Consider the following 21,066-nt stretch of genomic DNA (forward strand, 5'->3'; position numbering starts at 1 on the left):
CATGCGGGCCATCGGAGCGTTGTCTTTTCCTCTCCTGCAAGGGGCAGTGGCAGACCAAAGGTCTGACGGAGGCGTGTCCCGGCTCCTGGTGTCTCTATCATGAGCGTCGACGCCCCTCCCTCGCGGTGGTCGTTCATTCCCGAACGCTACCGCGAGAAACTGCGCGAGCGGGGTGCGTCGATCACGCTCACCGTGCTCGCGCATCTGCTGCTGGCCTGGCTGCTGTTCCATCTGGCGCCCAAGCTGATCGACCCGGAGAAATCCTCGGTCCTCAACACCTTCTCCGTCTCGCCCGACGATCAGCAATCGGGCGCGCCGGTGCCCAAGACCCGCACGGCCACGCGCAAGCCTGCCGCGGCGGGCGGGTCCAAGGCACCGGTCACAGAGAAGCAGCCCGACACGCCCAAGCCCCCGACCGAAAAGCCCGTCGACACCTCCACCCCGACGCCGTGGCAATGGGGTGACAAGTCGCTGTTCGCGGCCGGTGATATCGGCGCGCTGCCCAAGGGCGAGGGCAAGGGCGTCGGTTCCAGCAATGGCGACGATCGGGGCGAGGACAGCGCCTCTGCCTATGGCCCGGGCGAAGGGCCGGGCGGTCGGCGGCTCTACAATGCCGAGTGGTTCCCCCGCCGCCCGAGCGATGCGGAATTGAACGGCTATCTGCGCAGCCCGCCGCCGCCGGGCGGCTGGGCACTGATCGCGTGTCGCACCATCCCCGGCTACCGCGTCGAGAATTGCCAGATCCTGGGCGAGTCGCCCGTCGGCTCCGGGCTGGCCCGCTCGATGCGCGAGGCCGCCTGGCAGTTCCGCATCCGTGCGCCGCGCGTCAATGGCAAGGAAATGATTGGCGAATGGGTCCGCATCCGGATCGACTTCACCACCAAGGGCGGTGGTTGACGCGTCGGTTGGTGATGGCGTCGCATTACATCAGAGTCTGCCCCTCCCCTTTAGGGTAGGGGTTGGGGTGGGGCCTCGCCACGAACCCGACGCTTGTGGACGCGCCCCACCCCCGGCCCCTCCCCTGAAGGGGAGGGGTGTGGATGAATTCCTCGTCCAACTCTAATACGTGAATTGCAGCTGGGTCCGGATCAGGTCGCCCGTCGCGCGGCCCGTCCGTCGCGAATCCGCCTCGCGCCGTTCCATCCGGGCATAGGCGATGGTCAATTCCAGCGCCTCGACCAGTTGGATTTCGGTGCCCAGTTCCCACTCGTCGGTTTCCAGCCGGGGCGCGTCGACATTGGCCTTCCACCCGCCGCGATAATGCTGCCACCGGACATAGGGGATGGCGCGGCCGACCGGCGTCTTGCCGACATTCGCCATCAGCTGGACATAGCCGCCACCCAGGCGGCTGGAGCGGATCGCCCCCGATGCGTTGTCATATTGCGGCCCCCAGCCCGTCGTCCATTCGGTCTGGATACCGAAGGGCTGCGGATAGAGGATGGCGTGGACGGCGACGCGATCGTCGCGATAGTCGACCGAACTGACCCCGCCGCTGCGCAGTTCGGGCCGGAAACGGTTGAACATCGCCGAGCCGCCGACCTCCAGCACCTGGTCGCGGAACAACGGCCCCAGCCCGTCGAGCGCGAAGGGCCAGGTCGCCATCGCGACCTTCATCAGATTGTCGGTCCGCTCGGTCCGGTTAGTCCCCTGCCCGTTATAGACGGCCAGACCGAAAGCGCCGTAATTGCCGAACAGCTTCTGCTTGTTTTTGGTAAGCCGGTCCCAGATCGCCTGAACGGGCGCAGGCGTGTAATAGACGTTGATCCCGACATCGCGCTCGCCGGGCACGCCGCTGTTGATCGCATCCGATCGATCGAGCGGCAGGCGGTTGGACGAGGATTGCAGATTCTCCCAGCCGAACGGCACCTTGGACTGGCCGAAGCGCAGGCGCAGGCGACGCTCGGGGTCGAGGAACCAGTCGGCATAGACATCGCGCAACTGACCGAAATTCTCGCGCCGCTCGGTGCTCGACTGGTTGTTCACCGCCGCGCCGAAGTCATGCTGGAAATAGAGTTGCAGCCGGTCGGTGATATCGCCCTGCAGCACCAGCCGGACACGGCGAAGCAGGAAGCCGCCGTCATCGTTGATCGAGGCGTCGTGCACCGAGCGCAGGCGCGAGCCGTTGGTCCCCGGCGCGTTTTCGCTGTCCAGCAGGGCGTTGTAGCGAAGCTGCGTATAGCCGCGCAGACGCATACGCTCGTACCAGGGCGTCCGTGACGATACCGGCTTGGGTGTGCTCGCCACCCGCTGCGGCACAGGGGCCGGAGTAGGCAGGGGTGCGACCGGCACCGCGGCCACGACCGGCGGGCCGGATGCGGCGACGGGGGCAGTCGGAACGGCCGCCGTCGCGCCCTTCTGCGCATCGGTCAACGCCTTGATCTGCGCCTTCAGTTCGTCGATCTGGCGCTGTAATTCCTGCACGGTCTGCGCTGCGGCGGGTGCCGGGCAAATGGCCAGCATCATCGCGGCGGCGATCCCGGTACCGGCCCGCTGGGGTGTCGAGTTGATCGCCATGCTATTCCGCCCTTTTTGCGGCGGCGACTTAGGACGGCTCCGGGCCCTTTCGCAACAGATTGATGACAGTTGCGTGATATTATCGTGACAAGACGTCCGGCGTCAGCGGCTCCGCTCTATCTCGCAGCCTATGCGGGCATCGGGATAGATGTCGGTCTTGGTCGACCGCACCGTCACCGCCGTCACGCGGGGATCGGCAAGACATAGTGCCGCCACCGCCTCGCACAGGCTTTCCTGCAATGCGAAGCCGGGGCCGCGCGCCATCGCCAATATGCCTTCGCGCAGGAAGTCATAGTCCAGCACCTCCTCGATCCGGTCGGCGCTGGGCGCGGCGGGATAGGTGACGGTCATCGCGACCGACAGGCGGACCGGTTGGGGCGCGACCTCATGCGGGTAGATGCCCAGATGCATCGCGACCGTCATTTCGTCGAGCAGGATCCGATAGGTCGCCGTCATGCCCGTCCCTCGAACATCACATCACCGTCGCGGCGGCAGAAACGCTGACCGCAATCGACATACAGGGTCTGTCCGCGAAGCCCCCGCGCACCGAGGAGGAAGGACACCGCCTCCGCCACCGCCCCCGCGCCGATCGGGCGGCCGAGCAGGTTCTTCGTCGCGGCCTCGGCGAACTCGGCATCGCTCTGGTCGCCGCTTTGCAGGGTCAGGCCGGGGGCCACCGCGTTCACCGCGATGCGGGCCCCAAGCGCCTGGGCCAGCATCGTGTTCGCACCCGCCAAGGCGAATTTGGCGCAGCTATAGGCAAAGAAGTCGGGGTTGGGGTTGGCCAGCTTCTGGTCGAGAATGTCGACCACCGCGCCGTCCGCCACGTCATTCTGCCGCGCGAGGGCGGAGGCGAGCAAGGCAGGTGCGACGGCATTAATCGCATAGAGTTTCGCCATCAGGCCCGCATCCGTCTCCGGCGGCCGGTCGAACTCGAAGGCCGAGGCGCTGTTGACCAGCCCGTCGATCGGCCCAGCCGCCGCTTCCCGCGCACGGGCGAACAGGGCATCCATCGCGTCGATCCGTGACAGGTCGCCCTGCACCATCGGTGCCTCCAGTTCCAACGCCAGCGCCGCCGCATCCTCGCCCGAGCCGTTATAATGGATCACCGGCCGATGTCCGTCCGCCGCCAGCCGCCGGGCGATGCTCGCGCCCAGCCGCCTGGCCGCGCCGGTCACCAGCACGGTACGCCTGATCATCCGGCCATGCCCATGAGCGAAAGCACTTCCTTGCGGCTGCGATCGTCGTCGCGGAACACGCCCATCATCCGGCTCGTCACCATCGACACGCCCGGCGTGCGCACCCCGCGCGAGGTCATGCAGCCATGCGTCGCCTCGATCACCACCGCGACGCCCAGCGGCTTGAGATTCTCCCAGATGCAGTCGGCGACCTCGGCGGTCAGCCGCTCCTGCACCTGCAAGCGACGCGCGAAGCCATGCAGCACGCGCGCCAGCTTGGAAATGCCGACGACATGGTTGCGCGGCAGATAGGCGATATGCGCGCGCCCGATGATCGGCGCCATGTGGTGCTCGCAGTGGGACTGGAAGGGAATGTCCTTCAGCAGCACGATCTCGTCATAGCCGCCGACCTCCTCGAACACCCGTGACAGGTGGACGGCGGGGTCGTCACCATAGCCGCCGCAATATTCACGCCACGCCCGCGCGACGCGCTTGGGCGTATCGATCAGCCCCTCGCGCGTGGGATCGTCGCCCGCCCAGGCGATCAGCGTGCGGATGGCATCGGCGACATGATCGGGGACGGCAATCTTGCCGTCCGCGCCCATCAGGTCGCCATCCTCCGGATCGCCATGCGCGCAGCTCATATTCTGTCCTTTACGTCAAAGCCGGTGCGATAGCGTATCGATTGCGCGGGTGCAAAACTCGCGGCGGTGCCCTGCGATCCCTCACACCCGTTCAGCCTGAGCGAAGTCGAAGGCCACGCGACAACGACTGAACCTAAGCGGATTCCCTTGGCCTTCGACTTCGCTCAGGCTGAACGGCGGTTGGGGGATTACCCGCGCAGCCGCTCGGCCGCCCAAGCGACATGGTCGGCCATGAAGGTGGAAATGAAGTTATAGCTGTGGTCGTACCCCGGCTGCATCCGCAGCGTCAGGGCGATCCCCGCCTTGTCACACGCCTCGGCCAGCAATTCGGGACGCAACTGCTCGGTCAGGAACTGATCCGCATCACCCTGATCGACCAGCAGGTCGGGCAGTCGCGCGCCGTCCTCGATCAGTGCGACGGCATCCGCCTGTCGCCATGCGGCGCGGTCCTGCCCCAAATAGCCACCCAGAGCCTTCTCACCCCATGGCACCTGGCCCGGCGCGACGATGGGGGCGAAGGCGGACACGCTGCGGAAGCGATCCGGGTGGCGAAGGCCGATGGTCAGCGCGCCGTGGCCGCCCATCGAGTGGCCGGTGATCGCTTGCGCGCCCATATCGGCGATCGGGAAATGCTCGGCGATCAGCGCTGGCAGTTCCTGCTCGATATAGGTTCGCATCTGGAAATGCGGTGCCCAGGGTTCCTGCGTCGCATCGACGTAGAAACCGGCGCCCTGTCCCATGTCATAGGCGTCGTCATTGGCCACACCTTCCCCACGCGGCGAGGTGTCGGGCGCGATGAAGATCACCCGGTGCTCGGCGCAAGCGGCTCGATACTCGCCCTTGTCGGTGACATTGGCATGGGTGCAGGTCAGCCCCGACAGATACCAGAGCACGGGGAGCTTCTCCCCCTCCTCATGCTCCGGCACGAAGACCGAGAAGGTCATGCGCGTGCCCGTCGCCTCGCTGTCATGCGCGTACACGCCCTGCACGCCGCCATGCGCCTTCGAGGTCGAAATCGTCTCGATCGTCATCGGAACACCACCGTCCGGTTGTCATTGAGGAACACCCGCCGCTCGCCCACCCAGGCGACCGCGCGGGCCAGCACCTGCGCCTCGATATCGCGGCCGATGCGGATCAGGTCGTCGACGCTGGCGCGGTGATCGACCCGCTCGACCGCCTGTTCGATGATCGGCCCCTCGTCCAGGTCCGCCGTCACGAAATGCGCGGTCGCGCCGATCAGCTTTACGCCGCGCGCGTGCGCCCGGTGATAGGGCTGCGCGCCCTTGAAGCCGGGCAGGAAGCTGTGATGGATGTTGATGCACCGCCCCGGAAGGGCCGCGACCAGCCGCTCGCCCAGCACCTGCATATAGCGGGCGAGGACGAGATAATCGGCGCGGCTTTCGTCCATCAGTGCCAGCATCGCCGCTTCCTGTTCGGCGCGATTGCTGTTGTCGACCGGCAGGTAATGCCAGGGCAGGCCGTGCCATTCGACCAACGGCCGCAAGCTGTCATGATTGGATACGACGCCGACGATCTCGACCGGCAGCGTATTGGTCCGCCAGCGATGCAGCAGGTCGTTCAGGCAGTGCGAGCCCTTCGATACCGCAATCAGCATCCGGGGCCGCTCGGTGGCGGGCGCGACATGCCAGTCGAAGCCGAACCGTGCGGCGGGCTCGGCCAGCGCCGCCCGCACCCCCTTGACCGAGGCCGGGAAACGCTCTCCCTGGCCGGTGAAGACGATGCGCAGGAAGAAGCGCCCCGTCTCCAGATCGGCATATTGCTGACTATCGAGGATGAAGCCGTCGATCCCCGCCAGCGCACCCGACACGGCGGCGACGATGCCGACCCGGTCCTGGCACGCCAGCGTCAGGATATAGTCGCTCATGCGGCAGGTGCAGGGGCTGGCAGGCGGCAGCCCAGGCAGAGCTTGTTGCCGTCCGGATCGCGCAGATAGCCGAGATAGGCCGGACCCATCGGTGTCAGACGCTCGCCCACCGGCGCCTCGATCGCGGTGCCGCCATTCGCCACGGCCGCCGCATGCGCGGCGTCGAGCTGTGCCGGATCGGCCGCGCCCAGCCCGATGGTCCCGCCATTGGCAAAGGTCGCGGCCTCTCCGTCGATGGGGCGCGTCACCATGAACGCCGCGCCGTTATGCCGATAGAGCAGGCGTTCGCCCATCTGCATCCCAGGCTGACCACCCAGCGCGGCGAACAACGCGTCGTAAAAGACCTTGGAACGCGCGATGTCGTTCGATCCGACCATGACATGCGTATACATCAGGCCGCCTCCACCAAATGCCGGGCGCACAGCTTGTTGCCGGTCGGATCGCGCAAGTAAGCCAGATAGACCTTGCCGACCGGCACGTTGCGGATGCCGGGCGGGTCTTCGATCGCGGTGCCGCCGTTCGCGAGCCCTGCCGCGAACCAGGCATCGGCCTGCTCCGGCGAGTCCATCGCGAAACCCAGCGTCGCGCCATTGGCATAGGTCGCAGGCTCGCCATTGATCGGCCTGGAGATCAGGAAGCGGCCGCCATTATGGCTGTAGACCAGCCGTCCCGCCGCATCGACCACACCCTCGGCCGCGCCCAGCACGCCCAACGTCGCATCGTAGAAGCGCTTGGCCGCCGCAATGTCATCGGCGCCCAGCATGACATGGCTGAACATCAGAAGATCACCACGCTGCGGATGCTCTCACCCGCGTGCATCAGGTCGAAGCCCTTATTGATCTCCTCCAGCGTCAGGCGGTGGGTGATCATCGGGTCGATCTCGATCATGCCGTTCATATACCAGTCGACGATCTTGGGCGTGTCGGTCCGCCCGCGCGCGCCGCCGAATGCCGTGCCGCGCCAGTTGCGCCCCGTCACCAGTTGGAACGGCCGCGTGCTGATCTCCTTGCCCGCCTCGGCCACACCGATGATGATCGACGTGCCCCAGCCGCGATGGCAGGACTCCAGCGCGGTACGCATCACCTCGGTATTGCCCGTCGCGTCGAAGCTGTAGTCCGCGCCGCCATCGGTCAGCTCGAGCACCTTGGCGATCGTCTCCTCGCGGCTCAGCCCCTTGGAGTTGAGGAAGTGGGTCATGCCGAAGCGGCGGCCCCATTCCTCACGGTCGGGGTTGATGTCGACGCCGATGATCCGCCCGGCGCCCGCCAGCTTCGCGCCCTGAATGACGTTCAGGCCGATGCCGCCCAGGCCGAAGACCACGATATTCTCGCCCGGCTGCACCTTGGCGGTGTTGACCACCGCGCCGACGCCCGTCGTCACGCCGCAGCCGATATAGCAGCTGGTGTCGAACGGCGCGTCCTCGCGAATCTTCGCCACCGCGATCTCGGGCAGGACGGTGAAGTTCGAGAAGGTCGAGCAGCCCATATAATGGAAGATCGGCTGCCCCTTATAGCTGAACCGCGTCGTGCCGTCGGGCATCAGGCCCTTGCCTTGCGTGGCGCGGATCGCAGTGCACAGGTTCGTCTTGCCCGACAGGCACGACTTACACTGGCGGCATTCGGGGGTGTAGAGCGGAATGACATGGTCGCCCGGTACCACGGACGTGACGCCCGCGCCCACCTCGCGCACGATGCCGCAGCCTTCATGGCCCAGCACGCTGGGGAAGATGCCCTCGCTGTCGAACCCGTCGAGCGTATAGGCGTCCGTGTGGCAGATGCCGGTCGCCATGATCTCGACCAGGACCTCACCGGCCTTGGGGCCTTCCAGATCGAGTTCGACGATTTCGAGCGGCTTCTTGGCTTCGAAGGCGACGGCTGCGCGGGTCTTCATGGGGTTCCTGTCTCCTTGGCTGGCCGCCCTGATGCCCCGTGGCGCGCGCCGGTGCAACCAACGAAAGCCTCGAGGGATTGATGCCGATCACAACCCCAGGAGAGCGACGATGACCGAGTTCAAAAAAGGCGATCATGTCGAATGGAACAGCCATGGCGGCACGGCCGAGGGCAAGGTCGTCAAGAAGCAGACCAGCGACACGACCATCAAGGGCCATACCGTCCGTGCGTCGAAGGACGAACCGCAATACATAGTAGAGAGTGACAATGGCGGAAAGGCAGCGCACAAGGCGGACGCGCTGAAGAAAGCGTGATTCACGCGCGTCCCGCCAAAGGGCTGGGACGCTGAAGGATTATAGGAAGGAACATCATGGCCACCGCAACCACGGGCACCGGCATCCACGCCCCGGTCCAGCCGTCCGAGGAACTGGGCGCGATCGTCGGCAACGAGAAGCTGCCGCGCAGCCAGGTCATCAGCAAGGTGTGGGACTATATCAAGGCCAACAACCTGCAGAACCCCGAGAACAAGCGGGAAATCCTGGCCGACGACAAGCTGAAGAAGGTGTTCGGCAAGGACAAGTGCACCATGTTCGAGATGAACAAGTTCATCTCGGCGCACCTGAAGAAGTAAGCCTTCGGCAACGCCCCGGCCACCGCGCCGGGGCGTAACCCCTCACCGCCCGCGCCGCTATCGCAGGTCCAGGACCAGCGGCTTGCGCGCGGGCGGTGGCTGGGACGGATTTTGGGCCGCCGCCGGTGCGCGACCCTGGCCACGTGTCGCTGCAGGCGTCGACGTCGCCGCCGGGGCCGGATCGTCCGCCCCCACACGCCCCGCCTCGATCTGGTTCAGCCTCTGCTCGACCAGTTGCGCATCCAGCAGCTTGCGGTCCCCCTGCATCGCCGCCACTTGCGCCTCCAGCGCCGCCACACGCTGTTCCAGCATCTTGACGCGCACCTGATCCTCGGTCTGCGCGACCATGTCCTTCGCGACCTTCTCCTGATGCGCCCGTTCCTGCGCGTCGGCGTCGGCGAGACGATCGTCGGCACGGCTATTCTGCTGGCAAGCGGCCAGCGACAGGGTGAGGATCAACAGGGGAGCGGCACGGCGCATCGGCGGTCTCGAGTCTCAAAAATCCTCCCCGGCACGGGGAGGTGGCAGGCCAAAGGCCTGACGGAGGGGGGCTTCCTTATAGGATAGACCATGTGGCAATCCCCCTCCACCATCCTTCGGATGGTCCCCCTCCCCGTACCGGGAAGGATTTCAGTCGCGCAACTTCACCCAGGTCGGGGCATGGTCGCTCGCCTTTTCCCGGCCGCGATAGCTCTTGTCGACGCCCGCATCGACCAGCCGGTCGGCGGCCTGCGGGCTGAGCAGCAAATGGTCGATACGGAACCCCGCATCACGCTGCCACGACCCGGCCTGATAGTCCCAGAAGGTCCATACCCCGCCCTTGGGCGCGCGCGTCCGTAGCGAGTCCGTCCACCCTTGCGCCAGCAACCGGCGATAGGCCTGACGGCTTTCCGGCTGCATCAGCGCGTCGCTCGCCATGGCGGGGACGGAGAAGGTGTCGTCGTCATGGGGGATGACGTTATAGTCCCCGGCTAGCACGGCGGGCACTTCCTCCGCGAGCAACGCCCGCGCGCGGCTCGCCAGCCGTTCCATCCAGCGCAGCTTGTAATCGAATTTCGGCCCCGGCTGGGGATTGCCATTGGGCAGATAGAGCGAGGCGACGACCAGACCGTTCACCTCGCATTCGAGGTAGCGGCTATGTTCGTCCTCATCCTCGCCCGCCAGCCCGCGCTGCCGCTCGACCGGCTGGGCACCGCGCGCGAGGACCGCGACGCCGTTCCAGCTCTTCTGCCCGTGCCAGACCGCCCCATATCCGGCGGCCTCTATGTCCTTGATCGGAAAGGTCTCATCGCTGGCCTTCAGTTCCTGAAGACAAACGATATCCGCATCCGCTTCGGCCAGATATTCGAGCAGGCGGGGCAGACGGGCCTTGATCCCGTTGACGTTGTAAGTGGTGATCTTCACGTCAGACCGAGAAGCTGGTGCCGCAGCCGCAGCCCGAGGCCGCGTTGGGGTTCTTCACCTGAAACGCCGCGCCGCCCAGCGATTCGACATAATCGACCTGCGCGCCGCGAACCAGATCCAGGCTGATGCTGTCAACGACCAGGGTGACGCCATCGGTCTGCGCCACCGAATCATCCTCGGCGGGCGCATCGGCTAGGCCGAATTTGTACTGGAAGCCCGAACAGCCGCCGCCTTCGACCGACAGACGCAGGATGGCGGGCTTGTTCTGCCGCTCGGCGATCGTCGCGACACGCGCCGCGGCGGCCGGGGTCAGCGCGATTTCGGAAATGCTGGTGGCCATGGAGGTGAGATAGGCGCGAGGGGCGAGTGGGGCAATCCCGATACCATCTTTCCTTCCCTGCAAGGGGAGGTGGCAGACCGAAGGTCTGACGGAGGGGGGCTTCCGCAAAGGGCGCCTTTAGCCGCCATCCCCCTCCACCGTTCTGCGAGCGGTCCCCCTCCCCTTGCAGGGGAGGAATAAACTTCAGTCCTGCGCCGCCGGGCCGTCAGTCGAGACGGGGATCTGGTGGATCGCATGATCCTGCGACGCGGTCAGATAATCGCCGGTGGTCAGGAAGGGGATCGGGTTGACGGCATGGCCGTCCATGCGAACCTCATAATGGAGGTGCGGGCCGGTCGAACGGCCGGTCGAGCCCATCAGCGCGATCAGCTGGCCGCGCGTCACGCGGGCGCCGTCGGCAACCAGTATCTTCGACAGGTGACCATAGCGGGTCGCGATGCCCTTGCCATGATTGACCTCGACCAGATTGCCATAGCCGCCCTGCCAGCCCGCATGATCGACGATGCCGTCGGCGGTGGCATAGATCGGGGTGCCGACCGGACCGGGGATGTCGACCCCGGCATGCATCGCGGCGGTGCCGCGGAACGGGTCGGAGCGGATGCCGAAATTGCTGGTGAACTGGAGCTTTTCGACAGGATGGACCGAGGGGATCGCGATGACGCCGTTCGGGCGGGCGTCCATCTTCTTCCAGGTCTGGAACAGGGTGCGGAACTGTTGGTCGGTACGAAGGTCGGCCGAGGCTTCGGCGCTGTTGGCGGGAATGAACTCGCCCCCAACGGCGGCATTGGCCTTGGCGGCCGGAGCGGCGGGCGCCGAATGAGCCATCGCCATCTGGCCGGACAGACCGCCCGAAAAACCGACGATCAGGGTAGCGAGGAAAACAGAGCGGACGCGCGATGCAATCGATTTACCCGAGAGTGCCAGTTGATTCATCGAACCCCGAACCCTTGTCGCCGAACGATCCCGCAGTCGGAAAAGCCCGGCTTCGTTCATCCTAAGCTGTGTCGCAGCCCCACCGCGTTACAGACGGTCAGCTTGTGCCTTTATGGGTTCCTCGTCCGCAAGAGGCGCATAGAAATCGCGCGTCAAACCGGCTGTATCGCGCGCCGAAACGTTGAACGGTGGCTTAACCGCCCCCCGAAAATGGCGGCGGACCAGCATTCGCCAATGCTCGGCGGGTTCGATGTCATGCCCGGCGGCCAGATAACCGAACCATTTCGCGCCGAATCCGACATGCCGAATCTCGTCGGTATAGATGCGGTTGAGGATGCGCGCCGACGCCTCGTCGCCCCCCGCGCGGAAACGCGCGACCGTCTCCGGCGTGACATCGAGGCCCCTCGCCTCCAGCACCATCGGCACGACGGCCAGCCGCGCCATGGCGTCATGCGCGGTCTCCTCCGCCGCTTCCCAGAGGCCCGCATGGGCAGGCAGTTCGCCGTAACCCGACCCCAAGGTCTTCAACCGGCGATGCAGGACTGCAAAGTGCATCGCCTCATCCGCGCCGACCGAAATCCAGTCGTCGACGAAGGTGCGCGGGAACTGCCCGCCAAACCGGCCCGCTGCGTCGAAGGCCAGGTCGATCGCCGCGAACTCGATATGCGCCAGCGCGTGGAGCAGCGCGATCCGTCCCTTTTCCGAACCACCCCGCCCGCGCTTGGGCATGCGGTTGGGCGGCAGCAATTCGGGCCGGTCGGGTCGCCCCGGCGCATCGGGCATCGCCACGTCGAAGTCGTGCGCCAGAGCGCCGCGACGCCAGCCGCGCGCCACCGCCCGCGCCAGCCGAACCTTGGCCAGCGGATCGCTTTCGCGCAGGACGGCTGCGCAGGCTTGAGCGATCGTCGTCAAAGTACGCGCGCCGCCTCCAGCACGGCCTCGGCATGGCCGGGCACCTTCACCTTGCGCCAGCTCTGGGCGAGCTTGCCGTCACGATCGAATAGGAAGGTCGCCCGCTCGATGCCCATATAGGTCTTGCCGTAGAGCTTCTTCTCGCCCCAGACGCCGAACGCCTCGCAGGCCGTGCCGTCCTCGTCGCTGACCAGTTCGACCGCCAGCGTATATTTTTCGGTGAACTTGCGGTGCTTGGCCGGGCTGTCCTTGGAAATACCGATCACCCGCACGCCCGCGCCCGCGAAATCCCCGGCCAGCGCGGTGAAGTCCTGCGCCTCGCGCGTGCAGCCGCTGGTGTCGTCCTTGGGGTAGAAATAGACGACGAGCGGCCCGGTCAGATCGCCCAGCGCCAGCTTTTCGTCATTCGCGGTGGTGACCGTCACCGCCGGAATCGCGTCACCCTGCTGCATCACCATCTCCATGCCAGACTCGGGCGACCTCCTGCCGTGTCGCCTCCAGCGTGGCAACCACCGTCGCCCAGTCGGGCAGGCCCATGGCGCGCGCGATCAGCGGGCGGGTCGGCTCGGGCGGCTCCTGCCCATCGGGCACCAACAGGCGGAAGGACACCAGCGCGCGGGTCAGCACGTCATGCGCCTGCGCCATGGACGGCGGCATCAGCCCCTGCACCACCAGCGCGCCGATGGCCCGGCCCAGATCGGGATCGAACCCGGTCCGATGGATCAGCTGCGCCCGGTGCACCGCGAACTCCAGGTCGACCAGTCCGCCGGGCAGCAGCTTGATGTCGAGCGGCCCCTGCGGCGGCTTGTGCCGCGCCATTTCGGCGCGCATGTCGCCCGCCTCGGTCGCCACGTCACGGGCGGGGCGGTTGCCGTTCAGCACATCGGCGACGATCGCCGCCACCTCCGCCCGCGCTTCCGCCGAGCCGAAGATCGGCCGGGCGCGGGTCAAGGCCATATGCTCCCAGGTCCAGGCGTCTTCGCGTTGATACCGCGCGAAACTCTCGACCGAGACCACCAGCGGCCCCTGCGTGCCCGATGGGCGCAGCCGCGTGTCGACCGGGTAGAGCGGCCCCGCCTGGGTCGGCACCGACAGCGCCGCCGTCACCCGCTGTGCCAGCCGGTTGTAATAGAGCGTCGCCCCCAGCGGCTTCGGCCCATCGGACTCGCCCGCGAAATCGCCGGTGAACAGATAGACGAGGTCGAGGTCGGAGGCGTGGGTCAGCGCCGCGCCCCCCATCCGCCCGAGCGCCAGGATCACCAATTCGCTGCCCGGCACCCGGCCATGCGCCGCAACGAATTCGTCCACCGTTGCCTGCGCCAGCACGCCGACCGCCGCTTCCGCGACGCGCGCATAGCCACCCGCCACCTCGAGCGGATCGGCCCGCCCCGCAACGATCTGCGCCCCCAACGCGAACCGCAACTCGCCCACGACGCGGCGGACATGGTCGAGGCGATCCTGATAATCCTGCCCGCTCTCGCCGCCGCGCATCGCGCGTTCGAGGAACTTCACGGCGGGCAATGGCTCGAAGGCGGAGGCATCGATCAGCCCATCGAGGAGCGCGGGCCGCCGCGCCAGCTCTGCCGCGAGCGGTGCGGCATGGCTGAGAATCGCGACGGTCAGGCTGGCCAGCCCCGGCCGCGCCTCGAGCAGGCGGAAGATGTTGATCGCGCTCGTCATCCGCTCGAACAGCGAATCGAGCTTCAGGATCGCGGCATCGGGATCGGGGGCCTCGGCGAGTGCCTCAACCAGTGTGGGCAGCACGGCGTCCAGCGCCTCGCGTGCCGCCGGGCTGCGGAGCGCGGGATAGTCGCCGCCACGCCACGCCGCGATCCGCCGCGCCGCCGCCTCGATATCGTGCAGCCCCGCCGCCGCCAGCCGCGCGTTCAGCAGGACCGGGTCATGCGGCAGTCGGGGCCGCTCATCGGCGTCGAGCGCGTCGTAGAAGCACCCGACCCGTTCGGTGACGGGCGCCAGCATGGCGATCAGCGCATCGCCATCCGCCAGTCCGTGGAGTTGCGCGACCCGGCCCAGCCCCTCCCCCAACGGCAGCTGATGGGTCTGGCGGTCGTCGATCATCTGGACCCGGTGCTCGATCGTGCGCAGCAGGACATAGGCGTCGGTCAGCGCCGCCGCCTGCCCCGCATCGATCCGCCCCGCCTCGGCCAGTGTCGCCAGCGCGTCGCGGGTGGCGGGTGCCCGTAGCACGGGGTCGCGGCCGCCATGGATCAGCTGGTGAATCTGCGCGAAGAATTCGATCTCACGGATGCCGCCGCGCCCGCGCTTCAGGTCATAACCCGGCCCCATCGCTTGCCCCTGCGCATCATGGTCGCGGATGCGCCGGGTCAGGTCGCGAATCTCGCCGACCGCGCCGAAATCGAGCGCGCGCCGCCACACGAATGGGCGGATCGCATCCAGGAAACGCTGCCCCAGCGCGAGGTCGCCCGCCGCCGCCCGCGCGCGGATGAACGCCGCCCGTTCCCAAGTCAGCGCCTGGCTTTCATAATAGGCGATCGCCCCCTCCACGGGAATCGCGATCGGCGTCGCTTCGGGCGAGGGCCGCAGCCGCAGGTCCACGCGCAGCACATAGCCCTCGCCGTCGCGCGCCTGGAGCAATTCGACGACCCGCTTGCCGATGCGCACCGCCGCATCCTCCGGTTCCTCGCGCGGGCGACGGGGCAGCGTCTGGGGATCGAAGATTAGGATGGGATCGATATCGGAGGAATAGTTGAGTTCGCGGCTGCCCTGCTTGCCCAGCGCGATGGCGGCGAAACCGACCGGCTCCGCGCCCGGCGTGCGCTCCTCGATCGCGGCGCGGATCGCACGGTCCAGGGACCGGTCGGCGAAATCGGTCAGCCGGTGCGTCACCTCGGCCAGGTCGTACAACCCGGACAGATCGCCCAGCGCGACGGTGAGCGCCAGCGCGCGCCGCTCGCGACGCAGCCGGGTGCCGACCGGCAAGTCCTCCGCCACGACGGGCGGCGGGAGTAACTCCCCCGCCAGGGCCGCCGCCTCGATTTCCGGCTCCCGGTCGAGCAGCATCGCCAGAAAGGACGAATGCCGACGGGCACGGGCCACGGCATCGGGCAAGGCGAACGAGGACATGCTGCTCATGCCCCGCTTCTACCCCGCGGGGTGTGGCGAAAGAAACACTTTCGATCCCGTTAACAAATGCGCATCAGATGATTTGCAACTTGTCAAGCCGCGATCGGTTATGTTGCCATGATGAGCACCGAATCCGGGACCAGCGACATCCGCATCGTCCGCGCGCCGCAGCGCACGGACGATATCGGCTGCGCGCTCCGCTCGGCCTATTCCCGGCCGGTGCGGTTACCGGATCACTGGGTGCGGCTATTGGCGCGGCTGGACCGGCGTTCCTGATCGGTTACGGCCGCTGGCTGGGCGGGCACGGACCATAAATCTTGTCCATTCCCGCTACATAGTCTTTTACCGGTTTCAGGCCAGCGTCCGCACGAAGACGATCGACCGCTTTTTCATCTTCGACCGGCATGGGCTTGCGTAGGCCGTTCACGCACATCGCCTGCGTCGCATAACGCTGCTTACCGGCGATCTTCAGCATCACACGGTCATAGAGATAGGCATAGTCCTTCTTCGACACTTCGCCGCCCGGAACGAGCGGTTCCATGGCACGCAGGACGGTAAGCTGAAACGCAGGATCGGCATCGGCATGCTGAACAAGCAGCCAGGCCTGACGTGCAGCATCGTCCCCGACTTCTGACCGCTTTGGCCAACCCTGCTTTGCGACTATCTGCTTGAGCCATTCGGTATTTTCCCGATCCTCCACCCTTAATGCCGTCATTAGACGCGACAGGATGATGGCCTTTACCGGCTCGGATATTGCGGGCGCGTCGGCCATGTCGCCCGACCCCCAACTGCTGGAGTAACGCAGCATCTGTTCGCCCATCGGGCGCGCCATCAGCAAATCGTGGAGCTTGGGCGTATCAAAGGCGCTGATTTGCTTGGCCGTTTTTACCGCCAGCAAATAGGTGTCCGCAATCGGTCGAGCCGTTTCGAGAGACTGCTGGAACGCGGCGAAACTCGACCAGAGCGAAGTGTCGATGAATGACCCGACCTGAGAGTACAGCAAGCCGCCGACCGGCGCCCCCTTCAATTGCGGATCGGTGACGCCAAGAGCGAGAAGTTCTGCCCGCGTATTGTCGAGGGCCGCCATGTAAGATGCCTTCAACCAATCCCGAACCTGCTTGTCCTGCGCCTTTTCCTCCGGCGTCGCATCCGGGAAGCGCCCCTTCATCCATTTATAATCGCCCGGATCGAAGCGATCGCCCTTGATATACGGTTTGAGGACGTCCGGGATCGGCGGCGTGGCCGCCGTCAGCAGAAAGGCGGAGACGATCAGGGCCAGCATGCGCATGGCCGGATCGGACAAGGTCTTGCGATCGCTGTCAAGCCGACCCGTTCCGACATAAAAAAGCCGCCCCGATCAGAACCGGGACGGCCGTCTATTAAAGCCCGAAAGTAAAGCCGCTTACCGCCCGCCGCTCAACTGGTCGACATCACCCATGATACTGTCCAGCGCGGTCTTGCTGCTGTCGGTTTCATGCAGACGACGTGAGGGCAGCGAACCTTCGGTCAGGATTGCCTCCAGCGCGACTCGCCCACGCGCCACGCGGCTCTTGATCGTGCCGACCGCGACGTTGCAGATTTCGGCCGCTTCCTCATAGGCGAAGCCACCGGCACCGACGAGGATCAGCGCCTCGCGCTGCGGCTGCGGCAGGTGCATCAGCGCACGCTGCATGTCGCCCAGTTCGACATGGCGATCCTGGCTGGCCGGAGCCGCCAGAATGCGATCGGCGACCAGATCGTCCCATTCGCCCTTGAAGCGCGCGCGACGCATCTGCGACAGATACAAGTTGCGCAGGATGATGAAGGTCCAGGCGCGCATGTTGGTGCCCGCCTGGAACCGCTTGCGCGCGGCCCATGCTTTCAACAGCGTTTCCTGCACCAGATCATCGGCCAGATCGCGGCTACCCGAGAGCGAGCGGCCGAAGGCGCGAAGATGGGGGATGACGCGCGCCAGTTCCGCCTTGAACTCAGAGTCGGGGAGCGCGACGTGCTCGACAGGCGCATCGGGTGCGTCGTCCTCGAATTCGTCCCGCGTCATTGGCTGCGTCATGAAAATCCGATCATCGGAAACGGCCGCCCTCGCGACCGTTTCGAAACATAAGGGGCCAACCCTGAAATAGCCAGCCGTCCCAAAGGGCTAATCGCGGAAGCTCGTGTCAGCGCAGCACCAGAAAGGCGAAGATCGCGATCACGAGCACCAGCGAGATGGGCAGGATGTACCGCGTCACATGCGGCGTCGACCCTGCCCTGGCATCCTCTTTGGCGACATGAATGGGTTCATTGGAATCAGCCATGTCCACCTCAACGCCTCTCAACCGTTTTGGGTCCGTAACTGTAGGTCTTTCTTATTCGGCCGGGACGGTGCTCTGGTCGAAGAACAGCGCCTGGCTGATCGCGGCCTTCACGGTCGACCGCTGGAACGGCTTGGTGATCAGGAAGGTCGGCTCCGGACGCTCGCCGGTCAGCAGGCGCTCGGGGAAGGCGGTGATGAAGATCACCGGAACCTCGAACTCGGCCAGGATGTCCTTGACCGCATCGATGCCCGAGCTGTCATCGGCCAGCTGGATGTCGGCCAGCACCAGGCCGGGGCGATCCTCCATGGCCAGCGCCACGGCCTCGTCACGGGTGACGGCGACGCCGGTGACTTCATGGCCCAGGTCGCGGACGATCGTCTCGATATCCATCGCGATGATCGGCTCGTCCTCGATGATCAGCACGCGGGCGCGGGTCTGCTTCTCGATCTCAGCCAGCGCCTCGGACACGAGGTTCTCGACCTCGCTCGGCTCCACGTCGATCAGATAGGCCGCGTCCTCCGGCGTGAAGCCCTCCATCGCGGTCAGCAGCAGCGCCTGACGCGACAGCGGGGTCATCCGGGCAAGGCGGGCGCGGGCCAGCCCTTCATTGCCGTCGGCATCGATGCCGTCATTGTCCAGCTCGTCATAATTGGCCGACGACCAAATGCCCTGGAACATGCGGTACAGGCCAAGGCGCGGATCGACATCGCGCGGAAACTGGTCCGGGGCCGCGACGATCGCCTCCAGCGTGGCGCGGACATATTTGTCGCCGTGCATCTGGCTGCCGGTCAGGGCCCGGCCATAGCGCCGCAGGAAGGGAAGATGGGGCGCAAGCTGCTGTCCAAGCGACATGGGTAATAATCACTCCCTGAGGTATTCGCGGACGCCTGATGTGCTGACCCCCGCGCATGTTTTCAATGCCGTTTCCCGAAATCCCCATCTGACACACCCTATGGACGCGCCCTTTGGTTTTTTCGTATCGCATCGGGAACCAACAAGATCGAATTTGGTTTCATCGCCACATCAACTATGGCCCAGGCATGACGCCAACCGGCAGTGCCCATGGCCGCCATTGCGTCGGTTGCCCCGCTAGTGGGTCGTGCAGGGGGATATTTTGAGTTTGGGCAACAAGACGAAGAACACGCCGTCCGACACGCCCCCGAAGGGCGGTCAGAAAGATGCGGGCTCGGCCCTTCGCCAGGCGTATCAGAAGACGGTGGACGAGCAGGTTCCTGCCGAGATGCTTGACCTTCTCAGCAAGCTGGACTGAACGTCCGGCTGAATGGCCAGCACACCTCCCCAAGACATCGAGGCTCCCGAACGCCTCCGCCCTGCCCCGCCCCGCCTCACGACGGGCGCGAAGCTCGTGCTCGTGCTGGGCGGCACCCTGTTCATCCTGGCGGCCATCGCGATCTTCGCGACGCTCCAGACGACCAGGCTTGCGGATAGCGAGGCGAGCGGCCGGTTGCGTATCGCCGCCAATGAAGACGCGCGCGCCATCGCCACCGAGCTGATGGGCGACATGACGGCGCTGCGTGTCGCCGTGCGCGCCATGGGCCAGGATCCGCTCGATATGCCGAGTTGCGCGCGCGCCCAGGGCGTGTTTGCGCAGCAGTCGATGACCGGCGCGCGTTTCCTCATCACCGACCGCGCGGGCAAGGTCCTGTGCGGCGATCCGCTGCCTGCGGCCTTGCCCACGCCCGTGGACGGTTCGCCGATCGGCGCCGACATCCTTCCCGGCAAGGGATTGGTCCTGTCGGTCGCCAGCCAGGACGGCCGTGCCCAGGCCCGCGCCTTCTTCCCCCTGCCCTTCCTCCAGTCGCTGGTCGACCAGAGCAACCCGACCAGCCCGATCGAGTCGGTGCTGGAACTGGACGGGGAGCTGCTGCCCATCAAGCAGCTTTCCCGCCAGGGTGCGCTGGAGCGGATGAAGTCGATGCGGACCGAGCTGGGCATTGCCGGGCTGGTCCTGCGCACTTCCACGCCCAGTGCGCCGATCACGTCCTCGCTGATCGTGGCGCTCGCGCTGCCGCTGCTGATGTGGCTGGCCGCCGTCGTGCTGGGCTGGTTCATCGTCGACCGACTGCTGATCCGTCCGCTGCGTCGGTTGCGCGCCATCGTCGCGACCTATCAACCGGGTGAAGTTCTCGACATTTCCGGGGTCGAGGCCGCGCCCGCGCAGGAAATCCGCGATCTGGCGGACACGTTCGAGGCGATCACCCGCACCGTCGCCACGCACGAGGCGGGCCTGGCGGAAGGGCTGGTGCGCCAGACCAAGCTGACCCGCGAGGTCCATCACCGGGTCAAGAACAACCTGCAGGTCATCTCCAGCCTCATCAACTTCCATGCGCGCGGCGCGACGGGACCGGAGGCGATGGCCGCCTATTCCTCGATTCAGCGGCGGGTCGATGCGCTGGCGGTGGTCCATCGTCACCATTTTGCCGAGCTGGAGGAAAATCGCGGCCTCAACCTGCGCACGATGATCGGTGAACTCGCCGCCAATATCCGCGCCACCGCGCCGGAAAACGCCGCCGGGATCGGCATCTCGCTCGACGTCGCGCCCCTGCTGGTCAACCAGGACGTAGCGGTCGCCGTCGCCTTCCTCGTCACCGAGACGATCGAGCTGGCGATGAACTGCGATCCGGCCGCGCAAATCCGCGTGGCGATCAAGCCCGCCGAGCAGGAGGGCCGCGCGGTCGTCCGCGTCGTCACCCGCGCGCTGGTCGAGACGGACGAGCTGCGCCACCTGATCGGCAAGCGCTATGGCCGGGTCATGGAGGGGCTGGCACGGCAGCTGCGCGCGCCCTTGCATCACGATCCGCTGGTCGGCGCCTATGAGATCGCCATCCCGATCGTCGGGCGCGACTGACTTTTCGAAAAAAGATCAGCGGTCGTCAAAAAGGCGGGAACCCCTGCCTTGGCAATGTGTTCTGCTCTTCGGATAGCGAACTTATGCCCCCCCGCTCTCGCTGTCCAAGCCATAGGCCTGGAAGCGTCCACCCTCCCCCCCCCGGTGACGCTTCCAGGCCTTAATCTTTTCAGGGCCTTCGCCCCCCTCCACCGATATCTGATGCAGCGTCCGTAACAGAGGCGGAACGATTGCACGCTTGGCGCATTGATCGGCGACGGAATTCATCGAGGAGACTGAGAATGCGTAAGCTCATGGGTCTGGCCATCGTCGCCGGTGCGCTGCTGGTCAGCGCGTGCAACACGGTCGAGGGCGTCGGTCGCGACGTGAGCTCGGCGGGCAACACCGTCGCCAAGACGGCGAACGACGCGAAATAAGCCTTCACCCGGCTGACATTGCGAAAGGGCTCCGGCGGGTTTCCGCTGGGGC

At 66.2% G+C, this 21,066-nt stretch carries 27 protein-coding genes; 7 read left to right on the top strand and 20 right to left on the bottom strand.

Features of this window, described 5'->3' with window-relative positions; genetic code table 11:
* Positions 1-99: 99 nt before the first annotated feature.
* A complete protein-coding gene (locus tag ACWKSV_RS08105) occupies positions 100-897 on the top strand; it encodes a hypothetical protein (protein ID WP_083706684.1) in 798 nt (265 codons plus the stop codon).
* Positions 898-1,059: 162 nt separating this feature from the next.
* Here the strand turns inward: ACWKSV_RS08105 and ACWKSV_RS08110 are convergent, their stop codons facing one another.
* From ACWKSV_RS08110 to ACWKSV_RS08150, 9 genes are all read right to left on the bottom strand, one after another.
* Positions 1,060-2,514 (bottom strand): porin, encoded by a 1,455-nt coding sequence (locus tag ACWKSV_RS08110; RefSeq protein ID WP_076716940.1) that lies wholly within the window; start codon positions 2,512-2,514, stop codon positions 1,060-1,062.
* A 102-nt stretch (positions 2,515-2,616) separates the two neighbouring features.
* Complete coding sequence (locus tag ACWKSV_RS08115; protein WP_058744895.1) at positions 2,617-2,970, bottom strand: dihydroneopterin aldolase; 354 nt, start codon at positions 2,968-2,970, stop codon at positions 2,617-2,619.
* On the bottom strand, positions 2,967-3,713 hold the full coding sequence (locus tag ACWKSV_RS08120; RefSeq protein WP_076716942.1) for an SDR family NAD(P)-dependent oxidoreductase: 747 nt from the start codon (positions 3,711-3,713) through the stop codon (positions 2,967-2,969). Before ACWKSV_RS08120 ends, ACWKSV_RS08115 begins: the two co-directional genes overlap by 4 nt.
* The gene (gene folE, locus ACWKSV_RS08125; protein ID WP_056434162.1) at positions 3,710-4,336 is read right to left on the bottom strand and encodes a GTP cyclohydrolase I FolE; all 627 of its coding nucleotides are present in this window, start codon (positions 4,334-4,336) and stop codon (positions 3,710-3,712) included. Before folE ends, ACWKSV_RS08120 begins: the two co-directional genes overlap by 4 nt.
* A gap of 188 nt (positions 4,337-4,524) precedes the next feature.
* Positions 4,525-5,367, bottom strand: coding sequence for an S-formylglutathione hydrolase (fghA, locus tag ACWKSV_RS08130; protein ID WP_076716943.1), 843 nt, complete (start codon positions 5,365-5,367; stop codon positions 4,525-4,527).
* Positions 5,364-6,221, bottom strand: a complete 858-nt coding sequence (gene purU / locus ACWKSV_RS08135) for a formyltetrahydrofolate deformylase (RefSeq protein ID WP_076716945.1) — start codon at positions 6,219-6,221, stop codon at positions 5,364-5,366. The genes fghA and purU overlap by 4 nt, the downstream gene beginning before the upstream one ends.
* Positions 6,218-6,613 carry a VOC family protein gene (locus ACWKSV_RS08140; protein WP_076716946.1) on the bottom strand — a complete coding sequence of 132 codons (396 nt, stop codon included), beginning with the start codon at positions 6,611-6,613 and terminating at the stop codon, positions 6,218-6,220. Before ACWKSV_RS08140 ends, purU begins: the two co-directional genes overlap by 4 nt.
* Positions 6,613-6,999, bottom strand: a complete 387-nt coding sequence (locus ACWKSV_RS08145) for a VOC family protein (protein ID WP_076716948.1) — start codon at positions 6,997-6,999, stop codon at positions 6,613-6,615. Before ACWKSV_RS08145 ends, ACWKSV_RS08140 begins: the two co-directional genes overlap by 1 nt.
* The gene (locus tag ACWKSV_RS08150) at positions 6,999-8,111 is read right to left on the bottom strand and encodes an S-(hydroxymethyl)glutathione dehydrogenase/class III alcohol dehydrogenase (protein ID WP_076716950.1); all 1,113 of its coding nucleotides are present in this window, start codon (positions 8,109-8,111) and stop codon (positions 6,999-7,001) included. The genes ACWKSV_RS08145 and ACWKSV_RS08150 overlap by 1 nt, the downstream gene beginning before the upstream one ends.
* Positions 8,112-8,220: 109 nt before the next feature.
* Here ACWKSV_RS08150 and ACWKSV_RS08155 point away from each other — a divergent pair, with 109 nt between their 5' ends.
* Together ACWKSV_RS08155 and ACWKSV_RS08160 are read left to right on the top strand one after the other, a co-directional pair.
* Positions 8,221-8,424, top strand: coding sequence for a hypervirulence associated TUDOR domain-containing protein (locus tag ACWKSV_RS08155; RefSeq protein ID WP_056434174.1), 204 nt, complete (start codon positions 8,221-8,223; stop codon positions 8,422-8,424).
* 56 nt (positions 8,425-8,480) lie between these two features.
* Complete coding sequence (locus ACWKSV_RS08160) at positions 8,481-8,741, top strand: SWIB/MDM2 domain-containing protein (protein ID WP_007405135.1); 261 nt, start codon at positions 8,481-8,483, stop codon at positions 8,739-8,741.
* A gap of 57 nt (positions 8,742-8,798) precedes the next feature.
* Here ACWKSV_RS08160 and ACWKSV_RS08165 read toward each other — a convergent pair whose 3' ends face one another.
* The 7 genes from ACWKSV_RS08165 to ACWKSV_RS08195 all read right to left on the bottom strand — a co-directional run bounded on the left by ACWKSV_RS08165 (position 8,799) and on the right by ACWKSV_RS08195 (position 15,435).
* Positions 8,799-9,221 carry a hypothetical protein gene (locus ACWKSV_RS08165; protein ID WP_076716951.1) on the bottom strand — a complete coding sequence of 141 codons (423 nt, stop codon included), beginning with the start codon at positions 9,219-9,221 and terminating at the stop codon, positions 8,799-8,801.
* A gap of 150 nt (positions 9,222-9,371) precedes the next feature.
* A complete protein-coding gene (gene xth, locus ACWKSV_RS08170; RefSeq protein WP_076716953.1) occupies positions 9,372-10,145 on the bottom strand; it encodes an exodeoxyribonuclease III in 774 nt (257 codons plus the stop codon).
* Position 10,146: 1 nt separating this feature from the next.
* Positions 10,147-10,485, bottom strand: coding sequence for an iron-sulfur cluster insertion protein ErpA (gene erpA, locus ACWKSV_RS08175; protein ID WP_056434179.1), 339 nt, complete (start codon positions 10,483-10,485; stop codon positions 10,147-10,149).
* A gap of 183 nt (positions 10,486-10,668) precedes the next feature.
* Positions 10,669-11,418 carry a M23 family metallopeptidase gene (locus ACWKSV_RS08180; RefSeq protein WP_056434181.1) on the bottom strand — a complete coding sequence of 250 codons (750 nt, stop codon included), beginning with the start codon at positions 11,416-11,418 and terminating at the stop codon, positions 10,669-10,671.
* 87 nt (positions 11,419-11,505) lie between these two features.
* A complete protein-coding gene (locus ACWKSV_RS08185) occupies positions 11,506-12,330 on the bottom strand; it encodes a ferritin-like domain-containing protein (RefSeq protein WP_056434182.1) in 825 nt (274 codons plus the stop codon).
* Positions 12,327-12,782, bottom strand: a complete 456-nt coding sequence (locus ACWKSV_RS08190) for a peroxiredoxin (RefSeq protein ID WP_076718312.1) — start codon at positions 12,780-12,782, stop codon at positions 12,327-12,329. Before ACWKSV_RS08190 ends, ACWKSV_RS08185 begins: the two co-directional genes overlap by 4 nt.
* A complete protein-coding gene (locus ACWKSV_RS08195; RefSeq protein ID WP_483666922.1) occupies positions 12,769-15,435 on the bottom strand; it encodes a bifunctional [glutamine synthetase] adenylyltransferase/[glutamine synthetase]-adenylyl-L-tyrosine phosphorylase in 2,667 nt (888 codons plus the stop codon). The genes ACWKSV_RS08190 and ACWKSV_RS08195 overlap by 14 nt, the downstream gene beginning before the upstream one ends.
* A 117-nt stretch (positions 15,436-15,552) precedes the next feature.
* On the opposite strand from ACWKSV_RS08195, the gene ACWKSV_RS08200 reads away from it, so the two are divergent.
* A complete protein-coding gene (locus tag ACWKSV_RS08200; RefSeq protein ID WP_156884307.1) occupies positions 15,553-15,711 on the top strand; it encodes a hypothetical protein in 159 nt (52 codons plus the stop codon).
* A gap of 4 nt (positions 15,712-15,715) precedes the next feature.
* Here the strand turns inward: ACWKSV_RS08200 and ACWKSV_RS08205 are convergent, their stop codons facing one another.
* From ACWKSV_RS08205 to ACWKSV_RS08220, 4 genes are all read right to left on the bottom strand, one after another.
* Positions 15,716-16,723, bottom strand: a complete 1,008-nt coding sequence (locus ACWKSV_RS08205) for a DUF6624 domain-containing protein (RefSeq protein ID WP_076716956.1) — start codon at positions 16,721-16,723, stop codon at positions 15,716-15,718.
* A gap of 114 nt (positions 16,724-16,837) precedes the next feature.
* A complete protein-coding gene (locus tag ACWKSV_RS08210; protein ID WP_056434188.1) occupies positions 16,838-17,485 on the bottom strand; it encodes a sigma-70 family RNA polymerase sigma factor in 648 nt (215 codons plus the stop codon).
* Between the two features lie 106 nt (positions 17,486-17,591).
* On the bottom strand, positions 17,592-17,729 hold the full coding sequence (locus ACWKSV_RS08215; protein ID WP_042489965.1) for a hypothetical protein: 138 nt from the start codon (positions 17,727-17,729) through the stop codon (positions 17,592-17,594).
* Positions 17,730-17,780: 51 nt separating this feature from the next.
* Positions 17,781-18,581, bottom strand: a complete 801-nt coding sequence (locus tag ACWKSV_RS08220; RefSeq protein WP_042489968.1) for a response regulator — start codon at positions 18,579-18,581, stop codon at positions 17,781-17,783.
* Between the two features lie 247 nt (positions 18,582-18,828).
* Between ACWKSV_RS08220 and ACWKSV_RS08225 the strand changes: the two genes are divergently transcribed.
* From ACWKSV_RS08225 to ACWKSV_RS08235, 3 genes are all read left to right on the top strand, one after another.
* Positions 18,829-18,999, top strand: coding sequence for a NepR family anti-sigma factor (locus ACWKSV_RS08225; protein WP_156884308.1), 171 nt, complete (start codon positions 18,829-18,831; stop codon positions 18,997-18,999).
* A gap of 12 nt (positions 19,000-19,011) precedes the next feature.
* On the top strand, positions 19,012-20,598 hold the full coding sequence (locus ACWKSV_RS08230) for a sensor histidine kinase (protein ID WP_076716957.1): 1,587 nt from the start codon (positions 19,012-19,014) through the stop codon (positions 20,596-20,598).
* A gap of 281 nt (positions 20,599-20,879) precedes the next feature.
* On the top strand, positions 20,880-21,014 hold the full coding sequence (locus tag ACWKSV_RS08235) for an entericidin A/B family lipoprotein (RefSeq protein WP_056434194.1): 135 nt from the start codon (positions 20,880-20,882) through the stop codon (positions 21,012-21,014).
* The last annotated feature ends 52 nt before the right edge of the window (positions 21,015-21,066 follow it).

It is taken from the genome of Sphingomonas sp. SphC10 (genome assembly GCF_057004845.1).

Excerpts from the sequence above, each read along its gene's own strand:
- ACWKSV_RS08105 (WP_083706684.1), top strand. The coding sequence starts at position 100 with ATGAGCGTCGACGCCCCTCCCTCGCGGTGGTCGTTCATTCCCGAACGC.
- ACWKSV_RS08110 (WP_076716940.1), bottom strand. The coding sequence starts at position 2,514 with ATGGCGATCAACTCGACACCCCAGCGGGCCGGTACCGGGATCGCCGCC.
- ACWKSV_RS08115 (WP_058744895.1), bottom strand. The coding sequence starts at position 2,970 with ATGACGGCGACCTATCGGATCCTGCTCGACGAAATGACGGTCGCGATG.
- ACWKSV_RS08120 (WP_076716942.1), bottom strand. The coding sequence starts at position 3,713 with ATGATCAGGCGTACCGTGCTGGTGACCGGCGCGGCCAGGCGGCTGGGC.
- folE (WP_056434162.1), bottom strand. The coding sequence starts at position 4,336 with ATGAGCTGCGCGCATGGCGATCCGGAGGATGGCGACCTGATGGGCGCG.
- fghA (WP_076716943.1), bottom strand. The coding sequence starts at position 5,367 with ATGACGATCGAGACGATTTCGACCTCGAAGGCGCATGGCGGCGTGCAG.
- purU (WP_076716945.1), bottom strand. The coding sequence starts at position 6,221 with ATGAGCGACTATATCCTGACGCTGGCGTGCCAGGACCGGGTCGGCATC.
- ACWKSV_RS08140 (WP_076716946.1), bottom strand. The coding sequence starts at position 6,613 with ATGTATACGCATGTCATGGTCGGATCGAACGACATCGCGCGTTCCAAG.
- ACWKSV_RS08145 (WP_076716948.1), bottom strand. The coding sequence starts at position 6,999 with ATGTTCAGCCATGTCATGCTGGGCGCCGATGACATTGCGGCGGCCAAG.
- ACWKSV_RS08150 (WP_076716950.1), bottom strand. The coding sequence starts at position 8,111 with ATGAAGACCCGCGCAGCCGTCGCCTTCGAAGCCAAGAAGCCGCTCGAA.
- ACWKSV_RS08155 (WP_056434174.1), top strand. The coding sequence starts at position 8,221 with ATGACCGAGTTCAAAAAAGGCGATCATGTCGAATGGAACAGCCATGGC.
- ACWKSV_RS08160 (WP_007405135.1), top strand. The coding sequence starts at position 8,481 with ATGGCCACCGCAACCACGGGCACCGGCATCCACGCCCCGGTCCAGCCG.
- ACWKSV_RS08165 (WP_076716951.1), bottom strand. The coding sequence starts at position 9,221 with ATGCGCCGTGCCGCTCCCCTGTTGATCCTCACCCTGTCGCTGGCCGCT.
- erpA (WP_056434179.1), bottom strand. The coding sequence starts at position 10,485 with ATGGCCACCAGCATTTCCGAAATCGCGCTGACCCCGGCCGCCGCGGCG.
- ACWKSV_RS08180 (WP_056434181.1), bottom strand. The coding sequence starts at position 11,418 with ATGAATCAACTGGCACTCTCGGGTAAATCGATTGCATCGCGCGTCCGC.
- ACWKSV_RS08190 (WP_076718312.1), bottom strand. The coding sequence starts at position 12,782 with ATGCAGCAGGGTGACGCGATTCCGGCGGTGACGGTCACCACCGCGAAT.
- ACWKSV_RS08195 (WP_483666922.1), bottom strand. The coding sequence starts at position 15,435 with ATGTCCTCGTTCGCCTTGCCCGATGCCGTGGCCCGTGCCCGTCGGCAT.
- ACWKSV_RS08200 (WP_156884307.1), top strand. The coding sequence starts at position 15,553 with ATGATGAGCACCGAATCCGGGACCAGCGACATCCGCATCGTCCGCGCG.
- ACWKSV_RS08205 (WP_076716956.1), bottom strand. The coding sequence starts at position 16,723 with ATGCGCATGCTGGCCCTGATCGTCTCCGCCTTTCTGCTGACGGCGGCC.
- ACWKSV_RS08210 (WP_056434188.1), bottom strand. The coding sequence starts at position 17,485 with ATGACGCAGCCAATGACGCGGGACGAATTCGAGGACGACGCACCCGAT.
- ACWKSV_RS08215 (WP_042489965.1), bottom strand. The coding sequence starts at position 17,729 with ATGGCTGATTCCAATGAACCCATTCATGTCGCCAAAGAGGATGCCAGG.
- ACWKSV_RS08220 (WP_042489968.1), bottom strand. The coding sequence starts at position 18,581 with ATGTCGCTTGGACAGCAGCTTGCGCCCCATCTTCCCTTCCTGCGGCGC.
- ACWKSV_RS08230 (WP_076716957.1), top strand. The coding sequence starts at position 19,012 with ATGGCCAGCACACCTCCCCAAGACATCGAGGCTCCCGAACGCCTCCGC.
- ACWKSV_RS08235 (WP_056434194.1), top strand. The coding sequence starts at position 20,880 with ATGCGTAAGCTCATGGGTCTGGCCATCGTCGCCGGTGCGCTGCTGGTC.